This is a genomic window from Bacillus sp. FJAT-27916 (assembly GCF_001183965.1).
Lineage (GTDB): Bacteria > Bacillota > Bacilli > Bacillales > Pradoshiaceae > Pradoshia.
Window position 1 is genome coordinate 2291125 of the sequence record NZ_LFZV01000001.1, and the last position, 25488, is coordinate 2316612.

Below are 25488 nucleotides of genomic sequence, written 5' to 3' on the forward strand. Positions count from 1 at the left end.
GTTAATTATCTAATCCCATGATCATCACGTACCAAATAATCTGCATAGAGGCCATTTAAAGGTGGACATATATCTTTATAAGTTTCAAACCCCTTTTTATAAGTTCTTCTATAAATTAGATATTCTTCATTAAACATTCTTTTATCCAGAAACCTTACCGCAGCACTTTTGTAATATACATCTGCCTTCTTCTCTCTTATATTAATTATATCTAATAAAGATTTATTAGATGATTTTACTTCAGGGAACGAAAATGCATTATATAACATTGTATCCTTAAAACCGATTATATATATTTTTTCCCTATCATAAGGTAAGTTGGTATAATCTCTAGCATTCATTAACTTATATACAACACTGTAACCAAGATTTTTTAATCGTTTTAATATCAAATCAAAACTAAACTCTCTACTTACAAGTAATCTTTTCACGCATTCGAATAATATAACTTTAGGTTTTTTTACTGCTACTATATCTAATATATGCTTTATGAACAAAGAATTTTGATTATCTGGATTTCTTGGGATAGACATAGGAAGTTTAGAAACAAGTATATCACTAGCAGGTATATTCATTGGTTCAATATTAGTTAATTCATTTTCTATTACATTTACATCAGGAAGATTATGGCTGAATATTTGACACGCGTACTTATCACTTTCAACCGCTAGACTAACCTTATATCCTTTTTCCCAAAAGACCTTTGAAATACTACCCATCCCTGCAAACAATTCGACTACCGTATTTGCCACAATTCAATATCCCCCAACTTATTATATTTCTAATATCTATTATACTCCGTTCACCTTTTACATTCCCATTAATTAACATAAACATCTACTGTAATAGATTGAAAATGATCAATATAGTAAACCTTATATCTAAAACAGCCAAACTATGAGCCGAATCCGCTTCAAAATAAAAGTATCAATCTCATTTGTTCTGCCATTGTATATATCGCTAATCTAACAAGGCTCTAATGGATAGAGAGAGTTCGGTAATATACATTGCATAGAATAATAATTAAAAAGCAGAAATGTTATTTAACAACATTTCTGCTTTTTTATACAACTTGTTCTTTATTACTTCTATACAAGTAATGTTTTAATCCTATATGCGCATCACCGATTGATTATACTGGTGATAATGTTGTAACTTCAAATCTGTTTCCACTATTAACTCATCCATTCTCTTCTTGTAATATTCAAGTACTTAATAAATATATTTTACCAATCAAATTTAATATGGAATACCAATATAATCATTAAATCGTCAATGTTTTCATACATACTCTCAAATGGAAAAATAGCTTTGATTTTTATATTTGGCTACTTTCGTAAATAGGTACGTCCTTCAGATATATCCTCACCTTATGTTGGACACCAACCTTGTTTCTCTCATCACCCTTAACCAGAGGTCCACTATGGGAAAAACAAGATAAAAAGGCGTAGTGAGTGCTGTAAAATGTACCCTATCAGATAGACACTTTGAAAAAAGTCCATCTGATGGGGTACTTTGTTTATAATGAGAAAAAAGATGTCGGAGCGGATTGAAATGACTAAAAGATTATTGACCCAAAAAGAACAAGAACTATTAAAGAAAAATACCTATGTGAAAGCAGTGAGTGATAAAGCCATTACTTATACAGATGAATTCAAACGTCATTTTATTGCGGAAAATGAGAAAGGTAAATTCCCGCGAGAAATATTCGAAGAGGCTGGTTTGAATGTTGATTTAATCGGTATTGACCGTGTCAGAACTGCCGGAAAACGTTGGCGGGCAGCCTATCGCAAAGCAGGTGTAGGCGGTTTACAGGATACACGTATAACCAATTCTGGAAGACCTTCAAATCGAGAATTAACGCTAGAGGAGAAGATTAGACGGTTAGAAGCGAAAAATCGTTTACTTGAGGCAGAGAATGAACTATTAAAAAAGCTCGATCTACTCGAAAGGCAGATGTTGAAGAAGAAATAAAAATCACCTCAAAATGGAAGTTCGAACTAATCAAGCATACGATGGAGAAATACAACTTGAAGCGCATGGTGAGCTATTTATGTAACATCATGGGGGTATCTCGTTCAGGTTACTATAACTACTTTCTAGAAAAATCAGCCCAAAAGCGCACGGCTAAAGATGAGGCGGATGAAAGAGTAAAAGAATGGATTCTTAAGGCTTATCATTACCGCAGACGTAAAAAGGGAGCACGTCAAATTAAAATGACGCTTCAAAACCAGTATCAAATCACTTACAACCTGAAACGCATTCGCCGCATCATGAAGAAATTCGGGATCATTTGTCCCATTCGAAAAGCGAATCCCTATCGACGGATGGTCAAGGCAACAAAGGAACATCGCACATGTCCGAATACCTTACAACGCAACTTTAAACAAGGAGTGGCAGGAAAGGTCCTGTTAACCGATATCACGTACCTATCTTACAAGAAAGGAAAACGTGCCTATTTATCAACGGTCAAGGACGCGGAGACCAATGAAATTCTCGCCTATGAAGTATCTGATTCCCTTCACCTTGATATTGCCTTAAATACCATACGAAAGTTGAAACGAATCCATCATCATTTAGCAGAAGATGCCTTTATCCATTCAGATCAAGGGTTTCATTATACGAATCCAACATTCCAGGCATTAGTGAAGAAAATGGGACTAGGCCAATCGATGTCACGGCGAGGAAACTGTTGGGACAATGCCCCACAGGAATCCTTTTTTGGTCATTTGAAAGATGAATCAAACATCAAGGAATGCGAAACATTGGAACAAGTAAAACAAGAAATTAAGCGTTATATGATTTACTACAATCATTATCGAGGGCAATGGAATTTAAAAAAGCTGCCGCCTGCAAAATACAGACAGCAGCTTCAACAAGTTGCCTAGGCTTTTTCAAAATGTCCTTTACAAGGGGTACACTTTACATTGTATTAGGCCTTTTTTCCAAATATTTTTCAACACTTTTCCTCCTTAATATAAAAATTTGAATCTATTTCTGATATAACAGTTGTTCTTAGCTCACCTCCTTTAAGACATTTTTTACATCTTTTACATATTTTTCACATTACTCAAGGATATTATAATCAGTTAACAAATTTATTTCACCAAGAAAAAAAGACTTCGACTAAAATAGATAGATATGCCTATTTTTATCAAAGTCTAGTAGTTTTCTTATGTCTGGAAACGGACTAGTTTATTAAAAGAAAATAAATCCAATCACATACTAATAATCCCATCGCCTTTTTTAGATAAAAACTTTCTTAACGATTGGTTATGCCAAGCATTTTTCGCTTTTATTAATGTTCAAATTGCGTCGAATTTGTACTAATATAATAAAAATAGTACGAGAGAAAACTATCCCCATTTTATCGTTCTTGGACTCGGCATTACTTGCCTATCCTTTATCCTAAGGAAATGAATCTTGTCATCTTTAATTGGACTAAGTATATCCTAGCCGCCGGCAGCAATTTACTGATTGCTGTATATCTATTGAAATGCCGAAATCATTGACCACCCGACTCACCTTGGATTTATCGCCTCCATACGAAAAGAGAAGCCTGATCCCATGGGATCAGGCTTCTTCTCATTCTTTCTCACTCATTCGTAAAATCAATTATCCGTATCACATTCCCTGAGCCATCCTTATAAATCGCATACCGTCCTGGCGGAATATCCACCGGCTCCCTCACGAATGTTAGGGTATCTTTCTTTTCTTGAAAGAAGTCATCCACGCTTTCAACGAGGAATACTCCGCCCGCTCCGAGGTCATGTTCATCATTCTCAATCAATAGCTTCACGTCGGTTCCAGGCAGCTGGAGCGCAATCGCCTGCTCTCCCTCACGCCACGCTTCTTCAAACCCAAGCGTATCGCGGTAATACGATAATGATTCCATAAGATTATCCACCGGATGATACAGAAACACTAATTTCATCGACTTCCTCCTCTATTCAAAAACTTGTTATGTAAATGGCACATTAGTTATTAATAGAGTAAGCTTTTTACCATATTTTATCAATCTGAATAACATGTTTCATATGTATCTTTCATCACCAGACTTTTACAAGCTAAGCCTGTACCATGATAGATTTCGGTCTTCACGTTCAATTCCCTGGATTTATGGATGCCGGATGATTCATTCTGGATGAAAAGCGAATCATCACCTATCCACTCCAAATCTACCTCAGACAGCCCATTCCCATAATAAATCGTTTTTCTTGCACCCTGATGATCGTGATCTGTGATCTCCACCCATACGTTCACCCCGCCAGCCGCACCGCCATATGGCTCATAATACGCATTAGCTGTATATCTTCCTGTAGGTGATTCTATTGGCCCAGGCCCGTTTTGCATCCGTTCTCTGTCAATCCTGTCAAAAGTGAAAAAGTACATTTCATACATAGATAAGATAGTGCCTGTCACTATCCGTTTTTTCTTGTTTCACAGAAAGTTCCACAGGTGAGGGAGAGGCTTCTTTTATGTAAGGAGACTTTTTTATTTCAATGACTTCAATTTTTTTATTTTATTTCCTCTATTATTACTTACCGAGTAACACCATACCTTCATTTGCAAACCTTTTGTATCAGCCTCTTTATGTCATTGTGATTTAACAAAAGCGATTATAACTATTTCATACGTACACTTATCTGTACAATCAGATGGTAACAGGTACTATTTCTCACGAAACGGAATGGATTCGAATACCGGAATTCCGCTCGAATCCGTGCAAGCTGTCCACCACCATCTATATAAAAATGTCGACAAGTCACTAGGATAAGGAGAAGAGAAAAACACTACTCCAACACTTGAAAAAGACCCAAAATTTAGGAGCGTTCAACAAATATCGAGAAGTGACAGGCACCCATCTAATTGCTACGGAATAAAAAGAGCTGGGTTTCTGATTCCACTTACCTTATTGAGCTCCCGAAAGTTCTTATTTTGGTTGATACAGGGTGAAATGGATAAATCAGGATTATCCACAAAAAAAACATTTATGACGTTTAGCATGCATCATATTCAAAGGAGGACTTCCTGTGGGTGAATTGATAGTGAATAAATTACGTCATTTTGGAGTATAAAGAATGAAGCGGATTAAGTAAAAGGCTCTCAAAACATCTGTATTCTAAGGCTTACGAAATCAATCGATAACATTTTTAAAAATACCTCCCTTTTAAATTTTTATATGTCTTTTTTAATAAGTATATCTCACTAACTTTATTCCTTATTATTACTTTTAATACCTCTTTATTGTTGATATGGTATTTTTTGTCTATTATAATAATTTTATCGGAAAGGAGGTCTTATGAAAAAATATTATGTATTCGGAGCCTGCTTATTATTTACTTCCATTTTTTTCTTTACTAATGTATCAAAAGAAGATAATACTCCATCAGATAAGAGCAAAACAACTGTAATTCAAGAGGACAGTTCCAATTGGGGATTCAATGCCATTAATTATTCCAAAGAAAAAATTAGTGATTCCAAAATAAAAGTTGCAGTTCTAGATAGTGGTATTTTTCCTCATAATGATTTACAAGGAAAAATAGTCAAAGCTTACAACACATTTAATAATCAACCCTTAGATGATGAGTATGGACATGGAACTGCCGTTGCAGGTATAATCACTGCCAATGATAATGATTATGGAATAACAGGCGTTTCCCAAAATATTGAATTATATAACGTTAAAGTCCTAGATAAAAATGGAAAAGGTAAAGTCGAAAATTTAATAAAAGGTATAGAATGGTGTATTGCTGAAAGAGTAGATATTATCAATATTAGTTTCGGCGTTCAAGTAGATGACATACAATTAAAGAGAACAATAGAAAAGGCGATTAAAAAAGGCATAATAATCGTTGCAGCAGCCGGAAATACATATGGTTTTGGTGTAGATTATCCCGCTAAATATGAAAACGTCATCTCTATAAATTCAGTAAATATAAAATTAAAACGGACTAGTTCTTCTGCCAAAGGCAAAATTGACTTTTCAGCACCAGGAGATAGAATACTAACAACCTCCAATAACGGAAAATATGAGTATTTTAGTGGAACCTCTTTTTCTACTGCCTTTGCTACTGGAATTATCGCTAGAAAACTAGAAAAGTTTGGATCAATTCAATCCCATTCTTCTTATATCGATTTTATGCAAATAATAAGACAGTCTGTAATACAAAAAACACCTAGAAAAGAATATGGTTACGGTATTTTAAGAATAGAAGAGGAGGAATAAAATGAAAAAAATCTTATCATTATTAATAGCTTGTGCTTTAATCGTTTCATTGATTCCATCACAAGTCATAGGTTTGGCATCAAATGAAGAAATAGAAAACGAAAACTATACAGATTCCGAAATGGATATTGAAAATGGATTGGAAGTAGAATATATTGATGAGGATATTCAAGAAGAAGTAAATGTAGATTTTCAAGAACAATTAGACGAAATTGCTAATGAAGCAGGTATAGAAAACGTAGATGAACTCAATGCAGAAATAACTGAAGTAACAGAAGACACTATCACACTTGAAACCAATATGGAGAATGAAGATTTATCTGCAAGCGTTGTAGTTGGTATGGATATGGAAACTGACGATATAAACTTAACAGGAGAAGTTACTGATTCCGAAGGACAAACAACAATATATGATTATGATGTTGAGATAAACGAAGTAGATGGAGAGAAATTTAATGCAACTTTTACTGATTCTGTTACAGGAGAAAAAATTGAATATGATAATACAGAATTAAGTGCATCAATAGCACCTTACGTCTTTTATATTGTAGGAGCTACGTCTGTCAAAATCGCTATTAAATATGTTGCTAAGAAGGCTGTAATCAAAATTGGAAGTAGGTCTTTCAAAGAAGTTTCAGGTAAAGTAGCAAAAAGTGCTTTAAAAAACTTTAAAGACTATAAAGTTAAAGCAGGCAAATATAATATAACTGTAACTAAGAGTAAAATGTCACATGTTCTAAAAAACCATCATCCTAGGTATTGGACTGGCGCAAAAGAAAAATCCATGTTTGACCCAGATTTATCCATAAACGATATTAAAAATATTATTAATACTGTTATAAGAAAAAACGCTTCCAAAATTGAGAAAGGTATTAAGAATGGGAAAAAAACAGAAGCATATTCTAAAATTAAAGGTGTAAAATATAAAGTTGTAGTAACGAAGGATAAAGGCATTAGTAGTGCATATCCTGTAAAACAATAGGAGTTAACCGGAGGTTTTTAAATTGTCAAAATTAAAAATAAACACATATATCAGTAACTTCATCCCAGAGTTCGGTTACTCTACTAGAGAGAATAAAGAATATTTACCAATTGATCATCCAGATGCCCAGGTTGCTGCTCAAAAGTACCTTGATTATGAGGATAGAATTTATCTTAATGGGTATATTGAAATTATCTATGAAAATAAAACATTCCTCAACGACTCAGAGAGAACCGATGACTTACTTTTTACTTGGGATGATTTTGCTCGTATAGTTATTAAGGATGAAAAAGAAGATGAGTTCGATATTACTTTATTAGATAACGGATCAACGCTAAAAATATTAAAAGATGGAGCAAATTATAAACTTATTTTAGATTCATTCAGAAGAACAGAATAGCACTTCAATATTATCTATTCCTTCAGAGGAAATGATTGAAGTAATTAAATCTTCTTTCAAACACTTTGTTGACTTCTGTAATAGTGGGTTAGTTTTTAATAAAGAGTCAGAGTATAAAAACATACTTGAATCAAATTCAAAAATTAAAGGTCTATAAAACTGGGCGGTGACATTTTGTCACTGCTTTTTATATATAAAAAATAAAAATAAAGATATCTTGCTTAAGCCAGAAATATAAAAAAAGCTTTTCGGTACGCACGACGAATGACCAGCTATCTAAAAGTTTTTTCGGATAACTGGCTATTTAGCACATGTGACTTGAATATTATTTGACCAAGGCATGTAGTTATGTAAAAATTTCGGTTGCTGATAAATTGGTAAGTTTAGCAAATCGGCCATCAACCTCACTAGATATTGGTAAAAATCGATACCCTTCGTTTTGGCAGTCTCTACCAAGCTCAAACAGATGATCTCAACCTTAGCGCCTGCTTCACTCATCGATAATAGCCAGTTATTGCGCCTAATTACATTAGGGCGTATCGCATTATCAGCTGAATTATTATCGTTTCAATGCGTCCATCAAACAGAAACGCCTTTAATCCGTAGATTCGATCCCGAGGTCATGCTCATCATTCTCGATTAACAGCTTCACATCCGTTCCAGGCAGCTGGAGCGCAATCGCCTGCTCTCCCTCACGCCACGCTTCTTCAAACCCAAGCGTATCGCGGTAATACGATAATGATTCCATAAGATTATCCACCGGATGATACAGAAACACTAATTTCATCGACTTCCTCCTCTATTCATCATCTTGTTATGTAAATGGCACATTAGTTATTAATAGAGTAAGTTTTTACCATATTTTATCAATCTGAATAACATGTTTCATATGTATCTTTCATCACCAGACTTTGACAAGCTAAGCCTGTACCATGATAGATTTCGGTCTTCACGTTCAATTCCTTTGATTTATGGATGCCGGATGATTCATTCTGGATGAAAAGCGAATCATCACCTATCCACTCCAAATCTACCTCAGACAGCCCATTCCCATAATAAATCGTTTTTCTTGCACCCTGATGATCGTGATCTGTGATCTCCACCCATACGTTCACCCCGCCGGCCGCACCGCCATATGGCTCATAATACGCATTAGCTGTATATCTTCCTGAAGGTGATTCTATTGGCCCTGGCCCGTTTTGCATCCGTTCTCTGTCAATCCTGTCAAAAGTGAAAAAGTACATTTCATACATATAGATGAAAGAGACAATGACAATCCCGGCCAATGTAATAACTAATAGCTTAGAAGGGAATGCTCTCTTCCTCATAAGGAACATCCCTAACTTCACACATAGCAGGAAGAATAACAGAATGACAATCATAAAAATGACCACACCAATTATCCTCATCTTCTCCCTCCATTCGTTCTGTGTCCTTTACCTCCTATTCAAACCCAATCTCTCCCATACTCTCGAATGAATTGCAAATCCTCCAGATAATGCTGGTCATGCCCTTCCTCAATCATTCGCTGAAAGGCCTGGTCGCCTTCTTGGGCTTTTCTATGCATAATCTTCACCAATCCTTCGACCCGAAGGAGCACCATCTCAAGGAATCCATCTTCCATTCCTTTCACTCCATAGGCTTCAAAGAATACTCGAACTCTTTCTTTTCTCCGGTCAGCATCTCTCCTTGCATCATAGTAAACCGCCTCCCCCGCTTCATTATGATGAAGCCTGCTTAACGGAACACATGTGTATAAGGCATAAGCGATATCCCAAAGCCTCGGACCAGGCGCAGCCATGTCGAAATCAATGATGCCGGCTGGCTTTCCGTTATGAAAAATCATGTTATAGACAGCGAAGTCATTATGACAGATGACCTCCATCGGCTCTGGGGTATTATCGATTGGCGGCCAGCCTTTTTCAAATGAAAAGTCACTCATGGCATCATGATAGCGACGAAGCATTTTTGCGATTCCTCTTAACGACTCATCCGACCACATATAAGGTTTTAAAGGATAGTTTCCCGCTTCTCCTTTAATAAAGGATAGCACCTCTCGATTCTGTTCATCGATGCCTAAAAATTTCGGTGCCTGCTCGAATCCTTTGCTTTCTAAATGCTGCAATAGTCTATGGATTCTATCACTGCCAGGCTTTACATGCCGGCGAACCGTATCACCAACGCGATAGACGTTTGAGACATTCCCGCCTGACAGCCGCTCTTCATGATCGTTTTTATTAGTCATTACTTCCCCTCCTCATACGAGACCTTGTGATGGCCACAATACAGATGCAAGACCTATCTTTATATCAGATTAACATATATATCCAAAACATTGAGATATTCATTTATTAATCACTATCATTACATGCCCTTTTTCTTGGAGAATTGATATTTCACGAAAAATCTATATGGTCAGAGACATAAAAAAAGAGCTGAATGGGCAGCCCTTAAAGATAACTGGCACTATATTCCCCTTTTAAACCAATTAGTGGTGTGACGACTAAGCATTGAAGGAGGCCGATTAGGCTAGAGGCGCTGCCCCTTTTTTCTGTCCGCTTACGGCCAGCGTGAAGCTGATGGTGCCGTCCCTGCGACCGGCGCTACCATAAAGAAGAATCCTAGGATAACCAGCCAAATGCTATAGCCCTAGGATAGCGCAAACACCGTAATCATGGCGCCGATAACATGATAATTCCTCGCTTCACCCTTTTTACATAATGGAGATTTATAATAAGTGAATAACAATAAGGCGGAGATATTTCTCCACCTCTCTTAGTACATTAATTAACGTCTATTATTCAGCATCCTCTTCTTCTGTTCTTAATACATCTGCACTTCTAATTGTTAATATTTTTTGGGTATGGTCAATTGAAATAACCGAGTCCCATGTTGGTTTTAGCTGTAATACATCTTTGTCATCAATCCATATAACAGCGACTAATTCTATAGCACCTTCAGTAACTATCATTTTACGTGCTTGTTTATCAACAACAGAGTCCATCTTGTTTTCCAATTCTATTTGCCAATCAATAAAGTTGATATTTTTCATTATGTATGGCTCCTTTATTTACTAATGACATTCCCGGCTTTATCAAGTGAAGCTACCCTATTTGGATTTCTGATTTTCCAAGCCTTTCCTTTACCATTTTAAACCAAGTGACCAGATGTGTCTTTGGTTATCTTCCATTTTCCATCATAAAAGTTCCGCTACTCTTCTCTAATGGGGTGTTACCGTTCTTGTCCTAAATTTATTTTCATAATCAGAAGATTTATATTTTGCTGGAATCTTTTCTGCAGCTTTTTTTGCAAAGTATGTAGATACTTTATTGTAAAGCCAGGAACCAGCAGCTATTGTGTTAGGGCTATTCGATTAAACCATTCGTCATGATTCAGGAGACAAAAGAGCCTTCTACAAAAGTGTAGAAAGGCTCTTTCCATCTTCTTATTTAACCCTCAGAGATAAATAAGAAAGTGGTTAGTTTAAGTGTATACCTTCACAAACAAATTTTAAGCATAGCTTACCTAATTAATATTTTCATAGACTAGACTTCTTGCGTTTTCTTTTTAAAGACAAAGATTGAAATAACTATGATGATGACCGCATAGGCAATTACCCACCAAAGATGTGGAAGCATGGCTTCATAAGTCCCATTTAGTACAGCTTTCCCTACTTCAACCGCATGGAAAAATGGCAGTGCATGAGCGATATCCTTAAAAATCCCTCCCACTAACTCTAAATCAAACCAAACGCCCGATAGCCATGCCGAAACATTCGTAAGGAGAGCCCCGCAAATTCCAGTTGCAGCCTTTTCGCTAAACAATGTTCCGCAAATAAGACCAAGACCAATATAGATTAATGCCATAGGTATCAATATCACCATTACCGCAAAAATCGTCATCGTAAAATCGAGCCCTAGAAATAAGGCGGCAAACAGGCACACAGCTACTTGTATAACTGACATGATAACCAGAGGCAATGTATACCCTAAAATAAAATTGTGAGCGGTCATCGGTGTTGTAAATAATCTTGTTAAAAACGAACTAGCACGATCTTTTGCTACTACTTGAGCCGCAAACAATGCCATAAAGGAAAGACCAAACACGGCTATACCAGGAGCTAATGAAGAAATATCGAATAAGTCCACAGGGATACTGCTATTAATCGCTGATAAAAGGATTAGTAAAATAAGAGGAAAGGCCACACCAAAGAACATTGAAATAGGATCCCTGATAATTTCTTTCATTACTCGATTAGCAAAAATCATGGTTTTCATCCTAACCCCTCCTTTGTTACTATTTTCACAAAGGCATCCTCGAATTTCCCTGTGTTTGTCATAGATAGGAGTTCTTCGACTGTCCCAATGGCTTTTACTTTCCCATCTTTCATGACACAAATACGATCACACAACGCTTCTGCTTCTTCTAAATAATGAGTTGTTAAAACAATCGTTGTTTTTTCTTTCAATTTTTCAATTAGAGACCATAACTCCCTGCGTCCTATAATATCCAAGCCTAATGTGGGCTCATCTAAAAATAAAATTTTCGGCTCTGAAATGAGCGCAAGAGCAATACTGAGTTTCCGTTGCCAGCCTCCGGATAACGTTTTACTCTTTTGATGTTCATACGGCTGTAAGGAAAAAGCAGCCATCATTTCGGCTGTTTTGCCTTTGACCTCTGTTTTTGAGTATCCATGAATGCCAGCCATTAATTCCAAGTTTTCACGAACGGTTAAATTGGGAGCAATCGCCGTTTCTTGCGGGGAGACTGCAATCACTTCCTTTACCTGTTCTTGGTCTTTTTTAATATCATATCCTAGTATAGATGCACAACCGTTTGTAGGGACTGTTAAGCAGCACAGCATTTTAATTAACGTTGTTTTCCCTGCTCCATTTACCCCTAGTAAACCAAACAGCTCCCCCTTTTGAATAGAAAACGATACATCGTCAACAACTGTTTTTTCATTGTATTTTTTGGATAAATGATCAATTGAAATGGCATGTTCCATCACTCATCCCCCCTATGAAACGGTGATTGCACAAGATTAAAAAAGGCATCCATCATCTTTTCTGGGACAATACCAAGGCCTCTATCTTCATCACCTACAATAACAAGGGAGTCCCCTGGTTCTATTTGAAAGACATCACGCGCTTTTTTAGGAATAACGATTTGCCCACGTTCTCCCATTTTAGCAACGCCAAAAAAGTGTTTTCCCTTTGGCGGTATGATTACATTCGTATCCTCTCCGTCAAAATTCACTAAATTATCAAGAGATACGTTATACAATTTAGCTAACGCCTGACAATGTCCTAGATCAGGGGTTGATTCCCCCTTTTCCCATTTAGCAATCACCTGTCTTGATACATTAATCCTGAAAGCAACTTCTTCTTGTGTTAATTTATGTTGCAACCGCAGATTCTTCAAATTCATACTTATCATATTTTTCATACCTCCTATATTCATTATTCATGATTATCACACTGTTATCCACCAACAATCCGTGACAATGATGTTAATATTCGTAGCATCTTAGCAAAAACTTAGGGACACGATAAAGCACACTGCGTCGCATCCCTTTTTTCCTTTCGATTATCTTCCCGAGACGATAACCCCTTGTTCAACTAATCTCACCCTGCTCCTATAAAAAATTGGCTGGCATGAGTCAGGGTGAATCCCGTCTTCATACCAGCCAACTATCAGCTTAATCGTAATTCTACAATAGATTGCATCATTTCATTGTACTTGTTTGTTTTTTCTTAAAGACCGAATAATTCATGATATGTAAACCAATCAAAATGATAGCGACAATCACCACTAAAATCATGTATGGTTCAGCACTGTATTCTCCTTTTAATCCAACAAGCGGTGTCACGAGACCGCCGACCATGTATTGCAGGAGTCCGATCAAGCTAGAGGCACTGCCTCCTTTCTTCTGTCCGCTGACGGCAAGCGTGAAACTGATTGTGCCAATTCCCGCAACCGGTGCGACCATGAAGAAGAATCCGATGATAACAAGCCAGACGCTTGATTCTTGAGAAAGCGCAAATACCGTAATCATGGCGCCGAGGATTTGGAGGCCTGTATAGAGACGCAATAAGGTCAGGCTATTGATGAAATCAATCAATCTTCCCGTTAATTGGGCCAGGATAATAAGGCCGATTCCGAGACAGGCGAAGACATAGCTGTATTGCTGGGCGGTGAACCCGTACAGATTTTGGATAATGAATGGTGAGGCAGACATATACCCAAAGAAAAAGGCAAAGGTAAATCCTTGAATCAGTCCCGGAATGATAAAGGTTGGTGTGGTGACGAGGTGCTTATAGTCCTGAAGAATCGTTTTGAAATGGGCCTTGCTGCGTTGTTCCTTTGGCAATGTTTCAGGAATCTTAAAGGCGGTTCCAAACACCATCAATACACCGAATCCCATGAGAATCCCGAAGAGGACGCGCCAAGTGGTAAAGGACAGAATAAACCCGCCTAATATCGGTGCCAGAATCGGGGCAGCTCCATTCACGAGCATGAGCGTCGCCAAGAATTTCGTTAAGTCTCTCCCCTGGTAGAGGTCACTCGCAATCGCCCGCGATATGACGACCCCACCTCCACCCGTGAATCCTTGTATGAACCGGAACGCCATTAATGTCTCCATGTTTGGCGCCAGCGCACACATGATGGATGAAAGCGTAAAGATGACCATACAAATCACTAACGGCTTTTTACGGCCCATACTGTCAGATAGTGTTCCAATCACGATGTTTCCTGCCGCAAGCCCGATCATAAAGAAGGTCAGCGTCAGCTGGACAGCGGACGTGGTCGAATGTAAATCATTCATAACCGTCGGCAATGCAGGCAAATACATATCGATGGACAATGGTCCGAATGCAGCCAGCGCCCCCATGATGACAATAAACAGGATGGTTGGTTTTGACGTAGTAGTTTGTTTCATTTATTTCACTCCCTTTGCTAGTTTAGCAAATGATTGAGGGAGTGATTAAGATTCAATTTTTACTAATTATTGTTAATAGAAAGGAAAGAGTTCTCCCTACAACTACACATGCTAAGGAATATAGATTCACCTCTTTGCGTGCCTTGCATCTGGCCAAGATTTATAATGAAGATAAAGAAATCTTGGAAAGGAGCGCTGAGCATGCTCACGGAAAAGGAACGATCCATTTTGAAAATGAACAAGGAAGTATTGCTCTCCCTTCTTCAGATGGAGGAAGTACGTGTGGCGTTCAAGATGTTAGTCGAATACAGCACCTTGCCAGAGAAGGAGCAAATCCTCTTCTATTTGGATGCCGGGGAATACAGGCTAGCTCTGGATTCTATTAGCCAGTTCATCGACCAAGCGGAGCAAGAAAAGGAAAACGGAGAAGCCGCAACAGACAGAGATTTATGGAATCAAATCTTAAAGAAAGTGGCTGAGCAGCTTTCAGAGCCGAGCTTCAACACGTGGTTCAAAGGGACTTCCCTCTATGCGCAAGAAGGAGACGTCCTTTATGTGACCGCATCCAATTCCTTTGCGCGGGATTGGCTTGAGGAGCGCTATACCGAAATGGCTAATCAAGCCATCGCTTCACTAGGGTTACCCTATACCGTGCGGTTCATCGCGAATGAAAACTAATGAAGCAAAAAGGAGAACCCCCTTGTGGTGGAAGTTCTCCTCTTATTTTGCCCCAATTTATTCGTAAGACAGCATCTACCTCAAAGTCTTCCAACTAACCACGGCACAAGCAAGATACTCACAGCTCCCCAAACGGTGGTCCCGCCGATTAGCCATAGCAGGTTTCGCTCTGTCGGGTCTTTCAGAATCAGCTTGATTACCACAAGAGCACATAATCCTAGGATGATGAAGCCCAGTGCCAGCCAAAATAATAAATCCATATGTACCTCCTATTGTTGTCATCGGTTGTTACCCCTATATTAGTCTAATTCACGAAAAGAACCTTAACTCCTCCTTACGAGAAGGAAAAACCATTAATTTGTAGTAGGGAAATAAACGATGTAAACATAAAAAGAATACACCTTAGGGAGTGACAGGCACCCATCTAAATTTGTTTAATAAATTCTCTTTTTGGCACCTTTAAACATCCTTTCAGGCAAATCTACAAATGCTTCTTTCCATACCTTAAATACATTATAATTCTTTGCTTCGCCATTTTTATGCAATCTGACTATGTGAAATCCATATTCATCGTCACACCTAGCTAAAAACCGTTCACGACGAAATGAAAAAATTCTGCCTGATTCGGTCACTTCATATAGTCCTTCGTATCCCTTAACCGGCTTTCTCTGTTCTTGCTCCATTAGTAGATTTCACCTCTTCTCTTGTATACTTCAATCAATTTTCCCCAAAATCTTTTGGGTTGTAGCGTGTTCTATAGTTCGGATCATAAATAATTCTAATAAAAAATATCCATGGTAACGGATTTCAATCCTTATATACGTCTATTACATATTCTCCCCTTGTAGACTGAATCCTTACTATTTTCATAAGTTGTCCATTGAGCTTGACTCCCTTATTAGAATTTCAACAAAACAAGAAAAAATCCTCTATTAAGTCCGAATTGTTAATTCAGAAGCAACATCAAGTTAAAAAAGGCACTATAAAAGACGACCATTTTCTAGTCGCCTAAAATATATATTCAGATTTACATTACACCTTATCTAAAAAACTTTTCTGAAATGTAATTATCTTGATTTAGCCATCGGATCAACAAGAAATTGTTCCATTTCTTTTTCTGTAAGTTGTTTTGGTTCCATGCCTCTTTCTCTGCAATAGGCATCGAGAGCTCTTACCTTTACCCGATATTCTTCAGGGTCTCTCGGGATTGCATATACGCCATCCGTCAGTGCTGTACCTTTAATATCAAGAGTATTTTTGTTAGGAATCCGATACCTTCCATGTAAACTTCTTAGTTTGGACATTGATAAGTCTCCTCCTTAAAAATACTTTGTTACCAATCGGTTAGCGCTGACTGTATTGAATAAAAAATTTTGCCCATAGGTTTGTTTTCCTCTAAGAGATTCGTAAAATGACATCTTACTCGATTTTGAAGTAAGTTCAACATAACCTTCGTACCCTTTTCTAAAGCTATATAAGCAAGCATATGCTACTAATATCTTTCCACAATTAAAAAATTCCCTGTTAGGATTAGTCTTCCCATTAATCATTTTTTTATTCTGAGGAGCTGATTCAATCAATTCAACGTCTATGCACATGAAGTCAGGATCGTCATTGCCCCTTAAGGCAATTAATCCTTGTATAATCACTGGTTTTTCCTCCAGTACCACTGCATGCACTTCATAGTCTTGTGATTATGGTTTGAGCCAATTAAAAGCCCATCCTCCTCGAGTATTCAATTGTCGTTCCACTATATCTCTTCTTTCTAACCGAGTGAATGAAACAGGATATTGAGTAATATCTTTAGAAGGTTTTGTCATAACAAAAATCTACTGTCTTCATTTTATCACACTCGCTTCTTCCATAATATCCCGCACTTATTGAAGCAGCTTCTTGACGTATGTAGTCATCGTTATTCTTAAAGGATATACTGCTAAATTCTTTATTTTTGAACATGAAAATCACCCTCTCCCCATCATACGACCATTCAAAGCCCTCCAAATAACCACGGAATAAATAGGATGCTCACGATTCCCCAAACCTTTGTTGGAGCAATTAGTCAAAAACGGTTCTTGACAGTTTGTGTACTCATATTTTTATTTCTAACAAAAAGGACAATAGCTCCAGTGACCATGAAGCCTATCGCTAACCAATCTAATAATCCCACTTCTGTACTTCTTTTTATCATTTAAGGCAAATGCTCATATTAGTAGATTTCAAGAAAAATGACCTTATTCCTCCTGCAGGAAGGGAAAAAACGTGTGTTGTCGAATCTATTTCTCATTGAATAATGAAAAGGAGAGCATATATGAAAGGATTAGTATCCAGAATTGATACGGTATTTGTAGAGGTTAGTGATTTAGACTACTCAATTAAATGGTATTCAGACATCCTCGGATTAACACTTAGATGGAATCGGAATGGATATGCGGCCTTCACGGTCGGCGATACTTCCTTAACCCTTGTGCAATCAACCGATGTCAAGCCCTCCAAGCACTCCCCTTTTAACTTCTTTACGACCAATATTGATGACGTGCATAAGTTCCTTGTAGAGAATCAAGTAAAGACAGAGGAAATCGGTCACTATCCAGATATTCGTACCTTTGATTTCAAGAATCCGGATGGACATATTCTTGGGTTCTGTCAGTTTGAAGAATAAGGCGTAGAAAGAATGCAGCTTTGCATTCTTTTTTTCTTTAACAATGATGTTCATTCGTATCTCTTGAAAGAAGTACCCGCTTTTTCCCGGCAATCCCTCCCTATGGACAATTTCACTTAAAGGCTATAGAATTTTACATACTATTTCCATTATTCAAAAATATATTCTCATTGTAAGGGTGAATGATATGACCTATTCAGAACGCTTAAAGAAGCTCCCAGTCCAATTTTTTGCCTCACTTGTCCAGAAGGTCAACAGCGCCGTAGCGGAAGGAAGAGATATCATTAATCTCGGCCAAGGTAATCCTGATCAGCCTACTCCACCGCATATCGTGAAAGCCCTACAAGCAGCGGCTGAGGATGCGCAAACGCATAAATATTCTCCATTCCGGGGCTTGGAGGAATTGAAGGAAGCGGCCGGACAATTTTACCAAAAGGAATACGGCGTTGCTGTTGATCCTAAAACGGAAGTCGCTATCCTTTTTGGCGCAAAGGCTGGGCTAGTGGAGCTGCCCATGTGCCTGCTCAACGACGGAGATCTCATGCTCCTGCCAGACCCAGGCTACCCCGACTATATATCAGGGGCCGTATTAGCAAATGGAAACGTTGAAACATTTCCATTAACAAAAGATAACCATTTTTTGCCCGATTATGAGAGCATCCCTTTAGAACAGAGGAATGAGGCCAAGCTCATGTATTTAAACTATCCGAATAACCCGACCGGAGCTACCGCCAACCAGGCTTTTTTCGAAAAAACAGTCGCCTTTGCAAAGGAACATCATATTACCGTCCTCCATGATTTTGCCTATGGAGCGATTGGCTTTGATGGCCAAAAACCGGTCAGCTTTCTCGAAGCGGAAGGAGCAAAAGAAGTCGGCATTGAAATGTACACTCTCTCGAAAACATACAATATGGCCGGCTGGCGTGTCGGCTTCGCTATCGGAAATCCAGCCATCATCGAAGCACTCAACCTCATTCAAGACCATCTTTACGTCAGTCTCTTCCCCGCTGTACAAAGAGCAGCCATCGCGGCCTTAACAGGAGATCAATCCTGTGTCGAAGAACTGACCGCTCGCTATGAGCGACGACGAAACGCCCTTATTGACGCCTGCCAAAAAATCGGCTGGAAAGTCGAAGCACCAACCGGTTCCTTCTTCGCCTGGCTCCCGGTCCCTCCCGGCTTCAAGAGCGAAAGCTTCGCTGACTTTTTGCTAGAAAAGGCAGATGTAGCCGTCGCAGCAGGCAACGGCTTTGGCGAATACGGAGAAGGCTATATACGTGTCGGCTTATTAGTAGACGAAGACCGGCTAGTAGAAGCGATTGAACGTATTGGGAAGCTAGGATTATTCACTTAAAGGAATATAGTAGCCAATTATAAAGTACTGATAACCATATCAGGGGAAATCATAATCTGATCAATTGTCCTCACGTTCGGCTTCTTTATTAAATATGGAACAACTGCCACCTCCAGATAGGAAGTGGCTGAGCTCTATAATACGGACCTGCCCGTTACTGCCATAAGGAGTGTAACAAAAAGGAGTCTCATTAACTTCATTCATTACAAGAACGTTGCCTCTTTAGCCCAGAAGATCAAGACCATCAAAATGACAATCTGGTCTTCTGCTATTCCCCTGGTTAATTTAAGTACATACCTTTTTAAACAGACAAACTTAATTTTTTCGAGTATATGATTGGTGCGTGCATAATAGTATTTGCACCACTAGCCAATTTAACAAGAGCAATTTCTATAATTTTCCCCTCTATTGTTTGGTGGTTTTTCAAACAATAGTGAAATGCCTCTGATAACTTATTTGTCGATATCTTATTGGCTAAAGTACAATGAGGTATCCACTGATCAGGTAAATAATTCGTATTAGCATTGACATGATATTTCTTAAAATACTCATAATGATCAGAATGAAAATTCATTAGTTCCTTTGTCATAATTGGTGATAAAAAGATTGTCTTATAATTCATAAAGGAACCTATTGTGTTAAAGGTTATATTTAAACTTAATTTATCTGCATAAAAATCATCCATTAATCTGATAAATTCATCCTCATCTAAATCATAGTAACTTGCTAACGTTATATGCGGTCTTGCATCTTGCATTTCTTGTGAATAAAAGGCGATAGAATTTTCACTCAGTTGGGTCCAAATCTCTTCAACTTTATGTTCTGTTTTTTTGTCAAATAAACCTATTACCCAATACATAATAGACCACCTTTATTATTTCCTCTCTATCACTTAAATTGTTGAATAATCTACTTTCGAATTGATTATATCTTCTTTCACGAACCTCTCGTTTCTACAATAAGAAATTCAACAAAAAAGAGCATTAATCCTCCTTGATAATGCCCTGCGTTGAATAAGAAAAGTTTTTTCACCGTGTATGATGTTCTCTAAAAATCAGTTTATTTTGCAACTAAAGAGTTCAACCAACCTAAAATTCTAGTCATCAAACGGAAAATCCTTCTTCAAAAAATCTGGCCGATAGCAGCATAAGAAAAGACCATCAATTTGACAGGTGTGATCTTTTACCAATGCTTTTTGACTTTTTTAATTATCGACACTACAAGGGCGAGAAATAAGACGAGTATACTATTATAAAATAAATAGGAAGCAAGATTAAAACCGAAAAATGCCGAAAAGCCATCCTCAAAAACCACTACAGCCCAAACAACCCCAATTACCCCAAATACTCCAGCTAGTATGAAAATAACCAATGCTGCTAAGTATAGGTTTCTACTCTTTTTGAAGATGAGTAACCCGATAAGGTTGGCTGTAACGATAAAAACGACATATGCTACAATGAATATATTCAATAAATCACCTCTTTTAAACAACTATCCACTTATTTCTGTTATCTGTTTATGATTCAACTTTTCAATTTGTTCTAGATTTATATATGAAAATTCTTCTTCCGCTAAACTGCCCGTTTCTACAATAAGGAATTCAACATAAAAGGGCATTAATCCTTCCTAGATCAACGCCCCGTTAGCTCATAAAGATATACAGACTTATTACTTTTCAGGTTTAATGTAAGGAACCATTTGTGCTGTGGCACCGACGGAAGCACCACGAATGAAATTTTGATTCTCTAAGGCTTTGAAATTTTTCGTTTGGCCAGTGAGCATTACTCCTAGAATCCCTACATTATCAAATGTTTTATTTTTATTTTTATTTAAAAAGTCCTGAAGCATATCATCGTCAGCACCATATTGCTGTAGGTCATCAATAAAACTGTTATACCTTGCACTCGGTGAATCAGATGGATCATATCCAAAAACCGGCATTCCAGCAGGTCCATTACTCTCATCCACAATTTCTGAGGTCATATATAACCATACAATGTTTAAATTATCGGGTATTTTTTCTTCTATTTCTTGAAAGGTATACGGTTGATTGAAAGAAATGGCAACTTCTGCAACGTGATTATCCATTTGCGAAATTCCCTCTAATTCATTTGGAACACCTCTATAGTATTTTTTAATGGACGGATGATAAAATGTTGCAACTTTGTTTTTTGTTTGTTTGTCATACTCATAAAGATTTGTATCAGACCAATAAAAGCCCGGTGTTAATTCGTTATGATCTATTTGTTTTCGAATCCAATCATACGAACTTGTTAGTGTGCTCCATTGAACTACATATCCATTAATATTTTTAGAACGGTTTGTTATAATGTTTCCACCAAACATTGATGAATTACTTGTTACTTGAGAATCGATTTGGATATTAGGTTCGGCAATGGCATTATGTAAAAATAGTGCTTCGTGCAGACTTGACGAACTTTTCGCTGCAAAGTAATTACCTGTTTTATAGAGGATTGGTAATAGAATTGGTAATAGAATTAATATGACAATGATTGAAGTAGTAATGATCTTTAAAAGTTGTTTTCGTTTAGCCTTTTTCAATGCTCCATTTAATGAATGGTCCATTATCGTTTTCCTCCTACTTTTGAGTAGATAAATTTGCGTGCACGATATAGTTTTTGTTTAACACTGTCTACTCGAATATCCAAAATAAGAGCAATTTCCTCATAAGATAAATCATAGTAATATTTTAAAAAGAAAATTTCCTTGTATTCTTTTTTTATATCCTTTAATAAATAAATAATCTCATCCTTATTTAAAATTCTGTCAATTTCGCAGTCAACGTGCTGGAGCTTTGAATAGATTTCCTCGGTTAAGTAAATGTTCTGCCGCTCTTTTTTTCTTTTCAAGTCAATATATTCGTTAAGTGATACTCTAAAAAACCATGGACGTAAATTACCTTCCGTTAGGTCATCCAATATGGCGTAAACTTTGTAAAAGGTATTTTGAATGATATCTTCTGCATCTTCTTTCTTGGCCCCTTTCATCAATAATAATACGAACACTTCCTCTCCCAAATTGATAAGAGGCTAATACATCTTCCCTTTTCATCATTTTTCCTCCCCATACTTATACAACGAATGAAGAATAATAAATGTATACACTTATATTAGTTTTAAAAAATAATTTTTCTTTCCCTCATCGACAACTTTAATAACCTCCTACCAATTTACTAGCAGGAGGTTATTTAAAAAGAGTTAATAACTTGATTACTTCTATACAATTCCTTTACCCGGAATTAAGCCTATTTCCCATGGAAGTAAATTGCCTCTTTAGTAAAAAAAAGTGATTGCTCCTATTTCACAATCACCACATTAATTAATAGTGGCTATACCATTTACGCAGTTGATTGATATGAGCTTGGTGATATCTACTATGATCGGCTATGTGCCAAATCCCCCATTGGATTGTTGCTTGGTTTCCATTTTCATAATTAACTATATGGTTTAATTGTTTATCTTTTAGCTGATAACATAAATTCCTAATCATATTTACAACATCATCATATTGATTAATGATTACCTCCAAAGAAGTGCCTTTGATTAACGGTAATTGGGCATTTTCATCTAACATTGGCCCCAACTTTTCTTCATATTCTTTGGGTATCATTTCTCCCTTTATTCTAAATACCCAGCTTAGGTCAACATAAGATAAATGCTTTAGCAATTGGGCTGTACTGTTGTATTTCTGATTAGGGCCCTTATAATCTAATTCTTCTTGTGACATACCAGCTACAATAGATTTTAACCGTTTATAATTTTCATCTACCATTGCGTAAAGCATTCCTATAACTGGTTCCATTTTATATTCGCCTTTTAAGTCTAAAATCATCACAGTTCCCCCTTGTTCCTATATAAAACATAGGAAAATCAAGTGCTAATTCATTGATAATTCTTCAATTTAAAACTAAAGTTCTTCTTCCGCTATCCTGCTCCGTTTCTACAATAAGGAATTCAACATAAAAGGACTTCCATCCTTCTTGAATCAACGCCATATAATTTCATAAAAACAGAAGGCTCATTTTGTCATTCACCTTTTGTATTTATACCTCTACATTATTTTTAAAATAATTTCCCCAATGTGGTTGCGTACCATCAATATCTTTAAACCCATATATCTCAGAAAGCTCCCATGTACCATAAACCCCGCCAGTCTTATCAGCTATATTCGGATCCAAAGCGAGACTTTTTATAGCTTCTCCAATATAAAATGGCGTTTCAGATGCAATAAAATGTGGATCAACTTTTGCTCCATCTTTCCAATTTTCTTCCGTAACACCTAAATGTTCAAGCATAGCCTCTGAACGTAAGAAACCTGGGGTAACGGCAATTGAAATAATATTATATTCTTTTAAATCCTGTGCCATTGCTTGTGCCATATGAATATTTGAGATTTTAGCAAGACTATAATAGAAGTTACCACGGGGTTTATAATCTACTCCATCCGTAATTTCAATTATGAGCCCACCTTTGTTTTCCCTAAATAAAGGAATACTATAATGAGCCGTAATGATATGTGATTCAACAGCTTGTTTTTGAATCTGAAGTCCCTTATGTAAATCATGTTCCCCTACTGGTTTCCCCCATTCAGTAAGAGGATCTCCACCCCAAACATCATTTACTAAAATATCAAGTTTCCCTTGCTCCTTTTTAACTTGATCAAATAGACGGATTACATCTGACTCAACAGTATGATCAACTTTTACAGGTATTCCGATTCCACCGGTTTTCGTTACTAATTCTGCCGTTTCTTCAATCGTTTCCTTACGTCCCATCGGTGACTGATGATTAAGAGTGGTTCTCCCAGTCACATAAACGATTGCTCCAGCTTCACCTAATTTTGACTGCAATCCCCCGACCCGCTCCCCGAGTTCCACCAGCTACAATGGCCACTTTTCCCTTAAGTGATTTCAAGAATAACACTCCATTCTCTTTTTCTAATTCCTTCTTCAACAAAGCTGCCCGGTTTCTGGAGTAAGTAAAAGGAAGTGATTAGGACTCCTTATACAGATGTAATGCCCCGATCAGTTGAATACTATTCATTTTGTTTAGTGGTGGAAATGACCGTAACAATCCCTCTTATTGTTCCCCTAATTAGTAACTGCCCTAAGAGATAAACAATAGAGATGAATATTATTGCGAAGTCTCTTCCGAAAGGTTTAAACCAACTTCCATCATCAACAATGAAAAAATAACCAAGCAACAAGGAGATACCTGTCATGATAAAATTAACTCCAAAAAACAAAGATAATTTAATGTTTCTCGATGTTACACCTACAACAATTATGAACAATAGAAATACCGGAAATAAGTAAACAGCATCGTGTTCCCCAAGGTGGCAGTAGTTATATTCGTAATAATGAAATAAGAATGGAACTGGAATTAGTGAAAAAATGATTTTAATAAAATTCAATTTATGTATGCCTCCATATATTGTGAGTTAATAATACTATTTCAACATCTTTTTCAGGATTCCTTCTTCAACTAAACCTCCCCTTTAGTTGCATAAACAAAAAGAACTGATCACAGCTCTGGATATTGGAGCATAACGCCCGTATGTTTTAGTACCCTCTTTCATTTATTTGCTCCAGCGGCAAGTACGCTTTTCTTGGAAAGGTTTATCATTATGACACTCGCAAAAAAAGGGCAATAATCAAGGACCTGTACCGCAACTAATGCTATACTTCTCGTTTTTATTTTCTTTTGCATAGCAAATAGTAGGAGTCATTCCAGTTTCACTCTTCCAGTCATGCCATGTTACGTCATACATTTGTCCGTAATCTTCATCATAAATATCTCTTGAGATTATGATTGCGAAAAAACTTTGATAGGCATAACCATCATCTCTAATATAAGCTCTGATAGCACTTCTAGGAGAATCGTTATCATGTATGACTGAATCTAAAAGGGGCGGGGAGATTAGAACTAGAATGAATAGTACGCTTATCATAAGCCACATCTTCTTTTTATTGTGTCTCATATACTAATACCTCCTTTTTAAGCTCTTGAATAAAACTTAATATAAATGGGATGTTTCAACAGAAGCAGAACATTGTCCATCCTGGGAAGATTGATTTTTTATTTGAGAAGTATTTTATGCAACATGCCTCCTTATTCCTGCCTAGATCAACTACTCTGTTAAAGAGAGGTTAATAAAACTTCATTTCTCCTGTTATAATACCTGTGAAAATAATTGCAATAAAAAACGCTAATACCAGTAGGA

The 25488-nt window shown here is 37.1% G+C and carries 30 protein-coding genes and 1 pseudogene; 7 read left to right on the plus strand and 24 right to left on the minus strand.

Features of this window, described 5'->3' with window-relative positions:
• Window positions 1–5: 5 nt before the first annotated feature.
• Complete coding sequence (locus AC622_RS11105) at window positions 6–752, minus strand: DNA cytosine methyltransferase (protein ID WP_049671124.1); 747 nt, start codon at window positions 750–752, stop codon at window positions 6–8.
• An 802-nt stretch (window positions 753–1554) separates the two neighbouring features.
• Here AC622_RS11105 and AC622_RS20700 point away from each other — a divergent pair.
• Window positions 1555–2888, plus strand: a protein-coding gene (locus tag AC622_RS20700; RefSeq protein WP_156185613.1) for an IS3 family transposase whose coding sequence is annotated in 2 segments (ribosomal slippage) — window positions 1555–1936 and window positions 1936–2888 — 1335 coding nt in all. Because the reading frame shifts where the segments join, the coding sequence is not laid out codon by codon here.
• A 707-nt stretch (window positions 2889–3595) separates the two neighbouring features.
• Here the strand turns inward: AC622_RS20700 and AC622_RS11120 are convergent.
• Entirely contained in the window at window positions 3596–3934 is a 339-nt protein-coding gene (locus AC622_RS11120) for a VOC family protein (RefSeq protein WP_049671125.1), read from the minus strand.
• Window positions 3935–4014: 80 nt separating this feature from the next.
• Window positions 4015–4353: a DUF5412 family protein gene (locus AC622_RS11125; RefSeq protein WP_053103750.1), complete on the minus strand. Its 339-nt coding sequence runs from the start codon at window positions 4351–4353 to the stop codon at window positions 4015–4017.
• Between the two features lie 949 nt (window positions 4354–5302).
• Here AC622_RS11125 and AC622_RS11130 point away from each other — a divergent pair.
• Genes AC622_RS11130 through AC622_RS11140 form a run of 3 tightly spaced genes read left to right on the plus strand, consistent with a single transcriptional unit; the run spans window position 5303 to window position 7611 of the window.
• Entirely contained in the window at window positions 5303–6229 is a 927-nt protein-coding gene (locus AC622_RS11130; RefSeq protein WP_049671126.1) for a S8 family serine peptidase, read from the plus strand.
• Window position 6230: 1 nt separating this feature from the next.
• Complete coding sequence (locus tag AC622_RS11135; RefSeq protein ID WP_049671127.1) at window positions 6231–7211, plus strand: SAR2788 family putative toxin; 981 nt, start codon at window positions 6231–6233, stop codon at window positions 7209–7211.
• 22 nt (window positions 7212–7233) lie between these two features.
• A complete protein-coding gene (locus AC622_RS11140; protein WP_049671128.1) occupies window positions 7234–7611 on the plus strand; it encodes a hypothetical protein in 378 nt (125 codons plus the stop codon).
• Window positions 7612–7911: 300 nt separating this feature from the next.
• On the opposite strand, the gene AC622_RS21675 is transcribed toward AC622_RS11140, so the two are convergent.
• From AC622_RS21675 to AC622_RS11180, 9 genes are all read right to left on the minus strand, one after another.
• Window positions 7912–8151, minus strand: coding sequence for a hypothetical protein (locus AC622_RS21675; protein WP_442853817.1), 240 nt, complete (start codon window positions 8149–8151; stop codon window positions 7912–7914).
• A gap of 55 nt (window positions 8152–8206) precedes the next feature.
• On the minus strand, window positions 8207–8398 hold the full coding sequence (locus AC622_RS11145) for a hypothetical protein (RefSeq protein ID WP_049671129.1): 192 nt from the start codon (window positions 8396–8398) through the stop codon (window positions 8207–8209).
• A gap of 79 nt (window positions 8399–8477) precedes the next feature.
• On the minus strand, window positions 8478–9020 hold the full coding sequence (locus tag AC622_RS11150; protein ID WP_049671130.1) for a DUF5412 family protein: 543 nt from the start codon (window positions 9018–9020) through the stop codon (window positions 8478–8480).
• A 38-nt stretch (window positions 9021–9058) separates the two neighbouring features.
• On the minus strand, window positions 9059–9856 hold the full coding sequence (locus AC622_RS11155) for an aminoglycoside phosphotransferase family protein (RefSeq protein WP_049671131.1): 798 nt from the start codon (window positions 9854–9856) through the stop codon (window positions 9059–9061).
• 552 nt (window positions 9857–10408) lie between these two features.
• Window positions 10409–10663 carry a hypothetical protein gene (locus tag AC622_RS11160; RefSeq protein ID WP_049671132.1) on the minus strand — a complete coding sequence of 85 codons (255 nt, stop codon included), beginning with the start codon at window positions 10661–10663 and terminating at the stop codon, window positions 10409–10411.
• A gap of 493 nt (window positions 10664–11156) precedes the next feature.
• Window positions 11157–11888 (minus strand): ABC transporter permease, encoded by a 732-nt coding sequence (locus AC622_RS11165; RefSeq protein ID WP_049671133.1) that lies wholly within the window; start codon window positions 11886–11888, stop codon window positions 11157–11159.
• A complete protein-coding gene (locus AC622_RS11170) occupies window positions 11885–12619 on the minus strand; it encodes an ABC transporter ATP-binding protein (RefSeq protein WP_049671134.1) in 735 nt (244 codons plus the stop codon). The genes AC622_RS11165 and AC622_RS11170 overlap by 4 nt, the downstream gene beginning before the upstream one ends.
• Window positions 12619–13059, minus strand: coding sequence for a helix-turn-helix domain-containing protein (locus tag AC622_RS11175; RefSeq protein WP_231589514.1), 441 nt, complete (start codon window positions 13057–13059; stop codon window positions 12619–12621). Before AC622_RS11175 ends, AC622_RS11170 begins: the two co-directional genes overlap by 1 nt.
• A 280-nt stretch (window positions 13060–13339) precedes the next feature.
• Window positions 13340–14554, minus strand: a complete 1215-nt coding sequence (locus AC622_RS11180; protein WP_049671136.1) for a multidrug effflux MFS transporter — start codon at window positions 14552–14554, stop codon at window positions 13340–13342.
• A gap of 201 nt (window positions 14555–14755) precedes the next feature.
• Between AC622_RS11180 and AC622_RS11185 the strand changes: the two genes are divergently transcribed.
• The gene (locus AC622_RS11185) at window positions 14756–15232 is read left to right on the plus strand and encodes a DnaA N-terminal domain-containing protein (RefSeq protein ID WP_049671137.1); all 477 of its coding nucleotides are present in this window, start codon (window positions 14756–14758) and stop codon (window positions 15230–15232) included.
• 80 nt (window positions 15233–15312) lie between these two features.
• On the opposite strand, the gene AC622_RS11190 is transcribed toward AC622_RS11185, so the two are convergent.
• From AC622_RS11190 to AC622_RS11205, 4 genes are all read right to left on the minus strand, one after another.
• A complete protein-coding gene (locus AC622_RS11190) occupies window positions 15313–15492 on the minus strand; it encodes a hypothetical protein (RefSeq protein ID WP_049671138.1) in 180 nt (59 codons plus the stop codon).
• A 174-nt stretch (window positions 15493–15666) separates the two neighbouring features.
• Window positions 15667–15915 carry an NUMOD4 domain-containing protein gene (locus AC622_RS11195; RefSeq protein ID WP_049671139.1) on the minus strand — a complete coding sequence of 83 codons (249 nt, stop codon included), beginning with the start codon at window positions 15913–15915 and terminating at the stop codon, window positions 15667–15669.
• A gap of 384 nt (window positions 15916–16299) precedes the next feature.
• The gene (locus tag AC622_RS11200) at window positions 16300–16536 is read right to left on the minus strand and encodes a hypothetical protein (RefSeq protein ID WP_053103751.1); all 237 of its coding nucleotides are present in this window, start codon (window positions 16534–16536) and stop codon (window positions 16300–16302) included.
• Between the two features lie 15 nt (window positions 16537–16551).
• Window positions 16552–16881 carry a hypothetical protein gene (locus tag AC622_RS11205; protein WP_049671140.1) on the minus strand — a complete coding sequence of 110 codons (330 nt, stop codon included), beginning with the start codon at window positions 16879–16881 and terminating at the stop codon, window positions 16552–16554.
• 659 nt (window positions 16882–17540) lie between these two features.
• Here AC622_RS11205 and AC622_RS11210 point away from each other — a divergent pair.
• Together AC622_RS11210 and AC622_RS11215 are read left to right on the plus strand one after the other, a co-directional pair.
• Window positions 17541–17891, plus strand: a complete 351-nt coding sequence (locus AC622_RS11210; RefSeq protein ID WP_049671141.1) for a VOC family protein — start codon at window positions 17541–17543, stop codon at window positions 17889–17891.
• Between the two features lie 187 nt (window positions 17892–18078).
• A complete protein-coding gene (locus tag AC622_RS11215; RefSeq protein WP_049671142.1) occupies window positions 18079–19245 on the plus strand; it encodes a pyridoxal phosphate-dependent aminotransferase in 1167 nt (388 codons plus the stop codon).
• Between the two features lie 301 nt (window positions 19246–19546).
• Here AC622_RS11215 and AC622_RS11220 read toward each other — a convergent pair whose 3' ends face one another.
• The 8 genes and pseudogenes from AC622_RS11220 to AC622_RS11255 all read right to left on the minus strand — a co-directional run bounded on the left by AC622_RS11220 (window position 19547) and on the right by AC622_RS11255 (window position 25245).
• Complete coding sequence (locus AC622_RS11220) at window positions 19547–20104, minus strand: 2'-5' RNA ligase family protein (RefSeq protein WP_049671143.1); 558 nt, start codon at window positions 20102–20104, stop codon at window positions 19547–19549.
• A gap of 323 nt (window positions 20105–20427) precedes the next feature.
• Entirely contained in the window at window positions 20428–20715 is a 288-nt protein-coding gene (locus AC622_RS11225; RefSeq protein ID WP_049671144.1) for a hypothetical protein, read from the minus strand.
• Between the two features lie 198 nt (window positions 20716–20913).
• Window positions 20914–21831 (minus strand): sigma factor regulator N-terminal domain-containing protein, encoded by a 918-nt coding sequence (locus AC622_RS11230; protein WP_049671145.1) that lies wholly within the window; start codon window positions 21829–21831, stop codon window positions 20914–20916.
• Entirely contained in the window at window positions 21831–22271 is a 441-nt protein-coding gene (locus tag AC622_RS11235) for an RNA polymerase sigma factor (protein WP_231589515.1), read from the minus strand. The genes AC622_RS11230 and AC622_RS11235 overlap by 1 nt, the downstream gene beginning before the upstream one ends.
• A gap of 313 nt (window positions 22272–22584) precedes the next feature.
• Window positions 22585–23097, minus strand: a complete 513-nt coding sequence (locus AC622_RS11240; protein ID WP_197089930.1) for a DinB family protein — start codon at window positions 23095–23097, stop codon at window positions 22585–22587.
• A gap of 211 nt (window positions 23098–23308) precedes the next feature.
• Window positions 23309–24179 (minus strand): annotated as a pseudogene (locus AC622_RS11245) (SDR family oxidoreductase).
• A 121-nt stretch (window positions 24180–24300) separates the two neighbouring features.
• A complete protein-coding gene (locus AC622_RS21225; RefSeq protein WP_197089931.1) occupies window positions 24301–24678 on the minus strand; it encodes a hypothetical protein in 378 nt (125 codons plus the stop codon).
• Window positions 24679–24918: 240 nt separating this feature from the next.
• The gene (locus tag AC622_RS11255) at window positions 24919–25245 is read right to left on the minus strand and encodes a hypothetical protein (RefSeq protein ID WP_049671147.1); all 327 of its coding nucleotides are present in this window, start codon (window positions 25243–25245) and stop codon (window positions 24919–24921) included.
• Window positions 25246–25488: the final 243 nt, after the last annotated feature.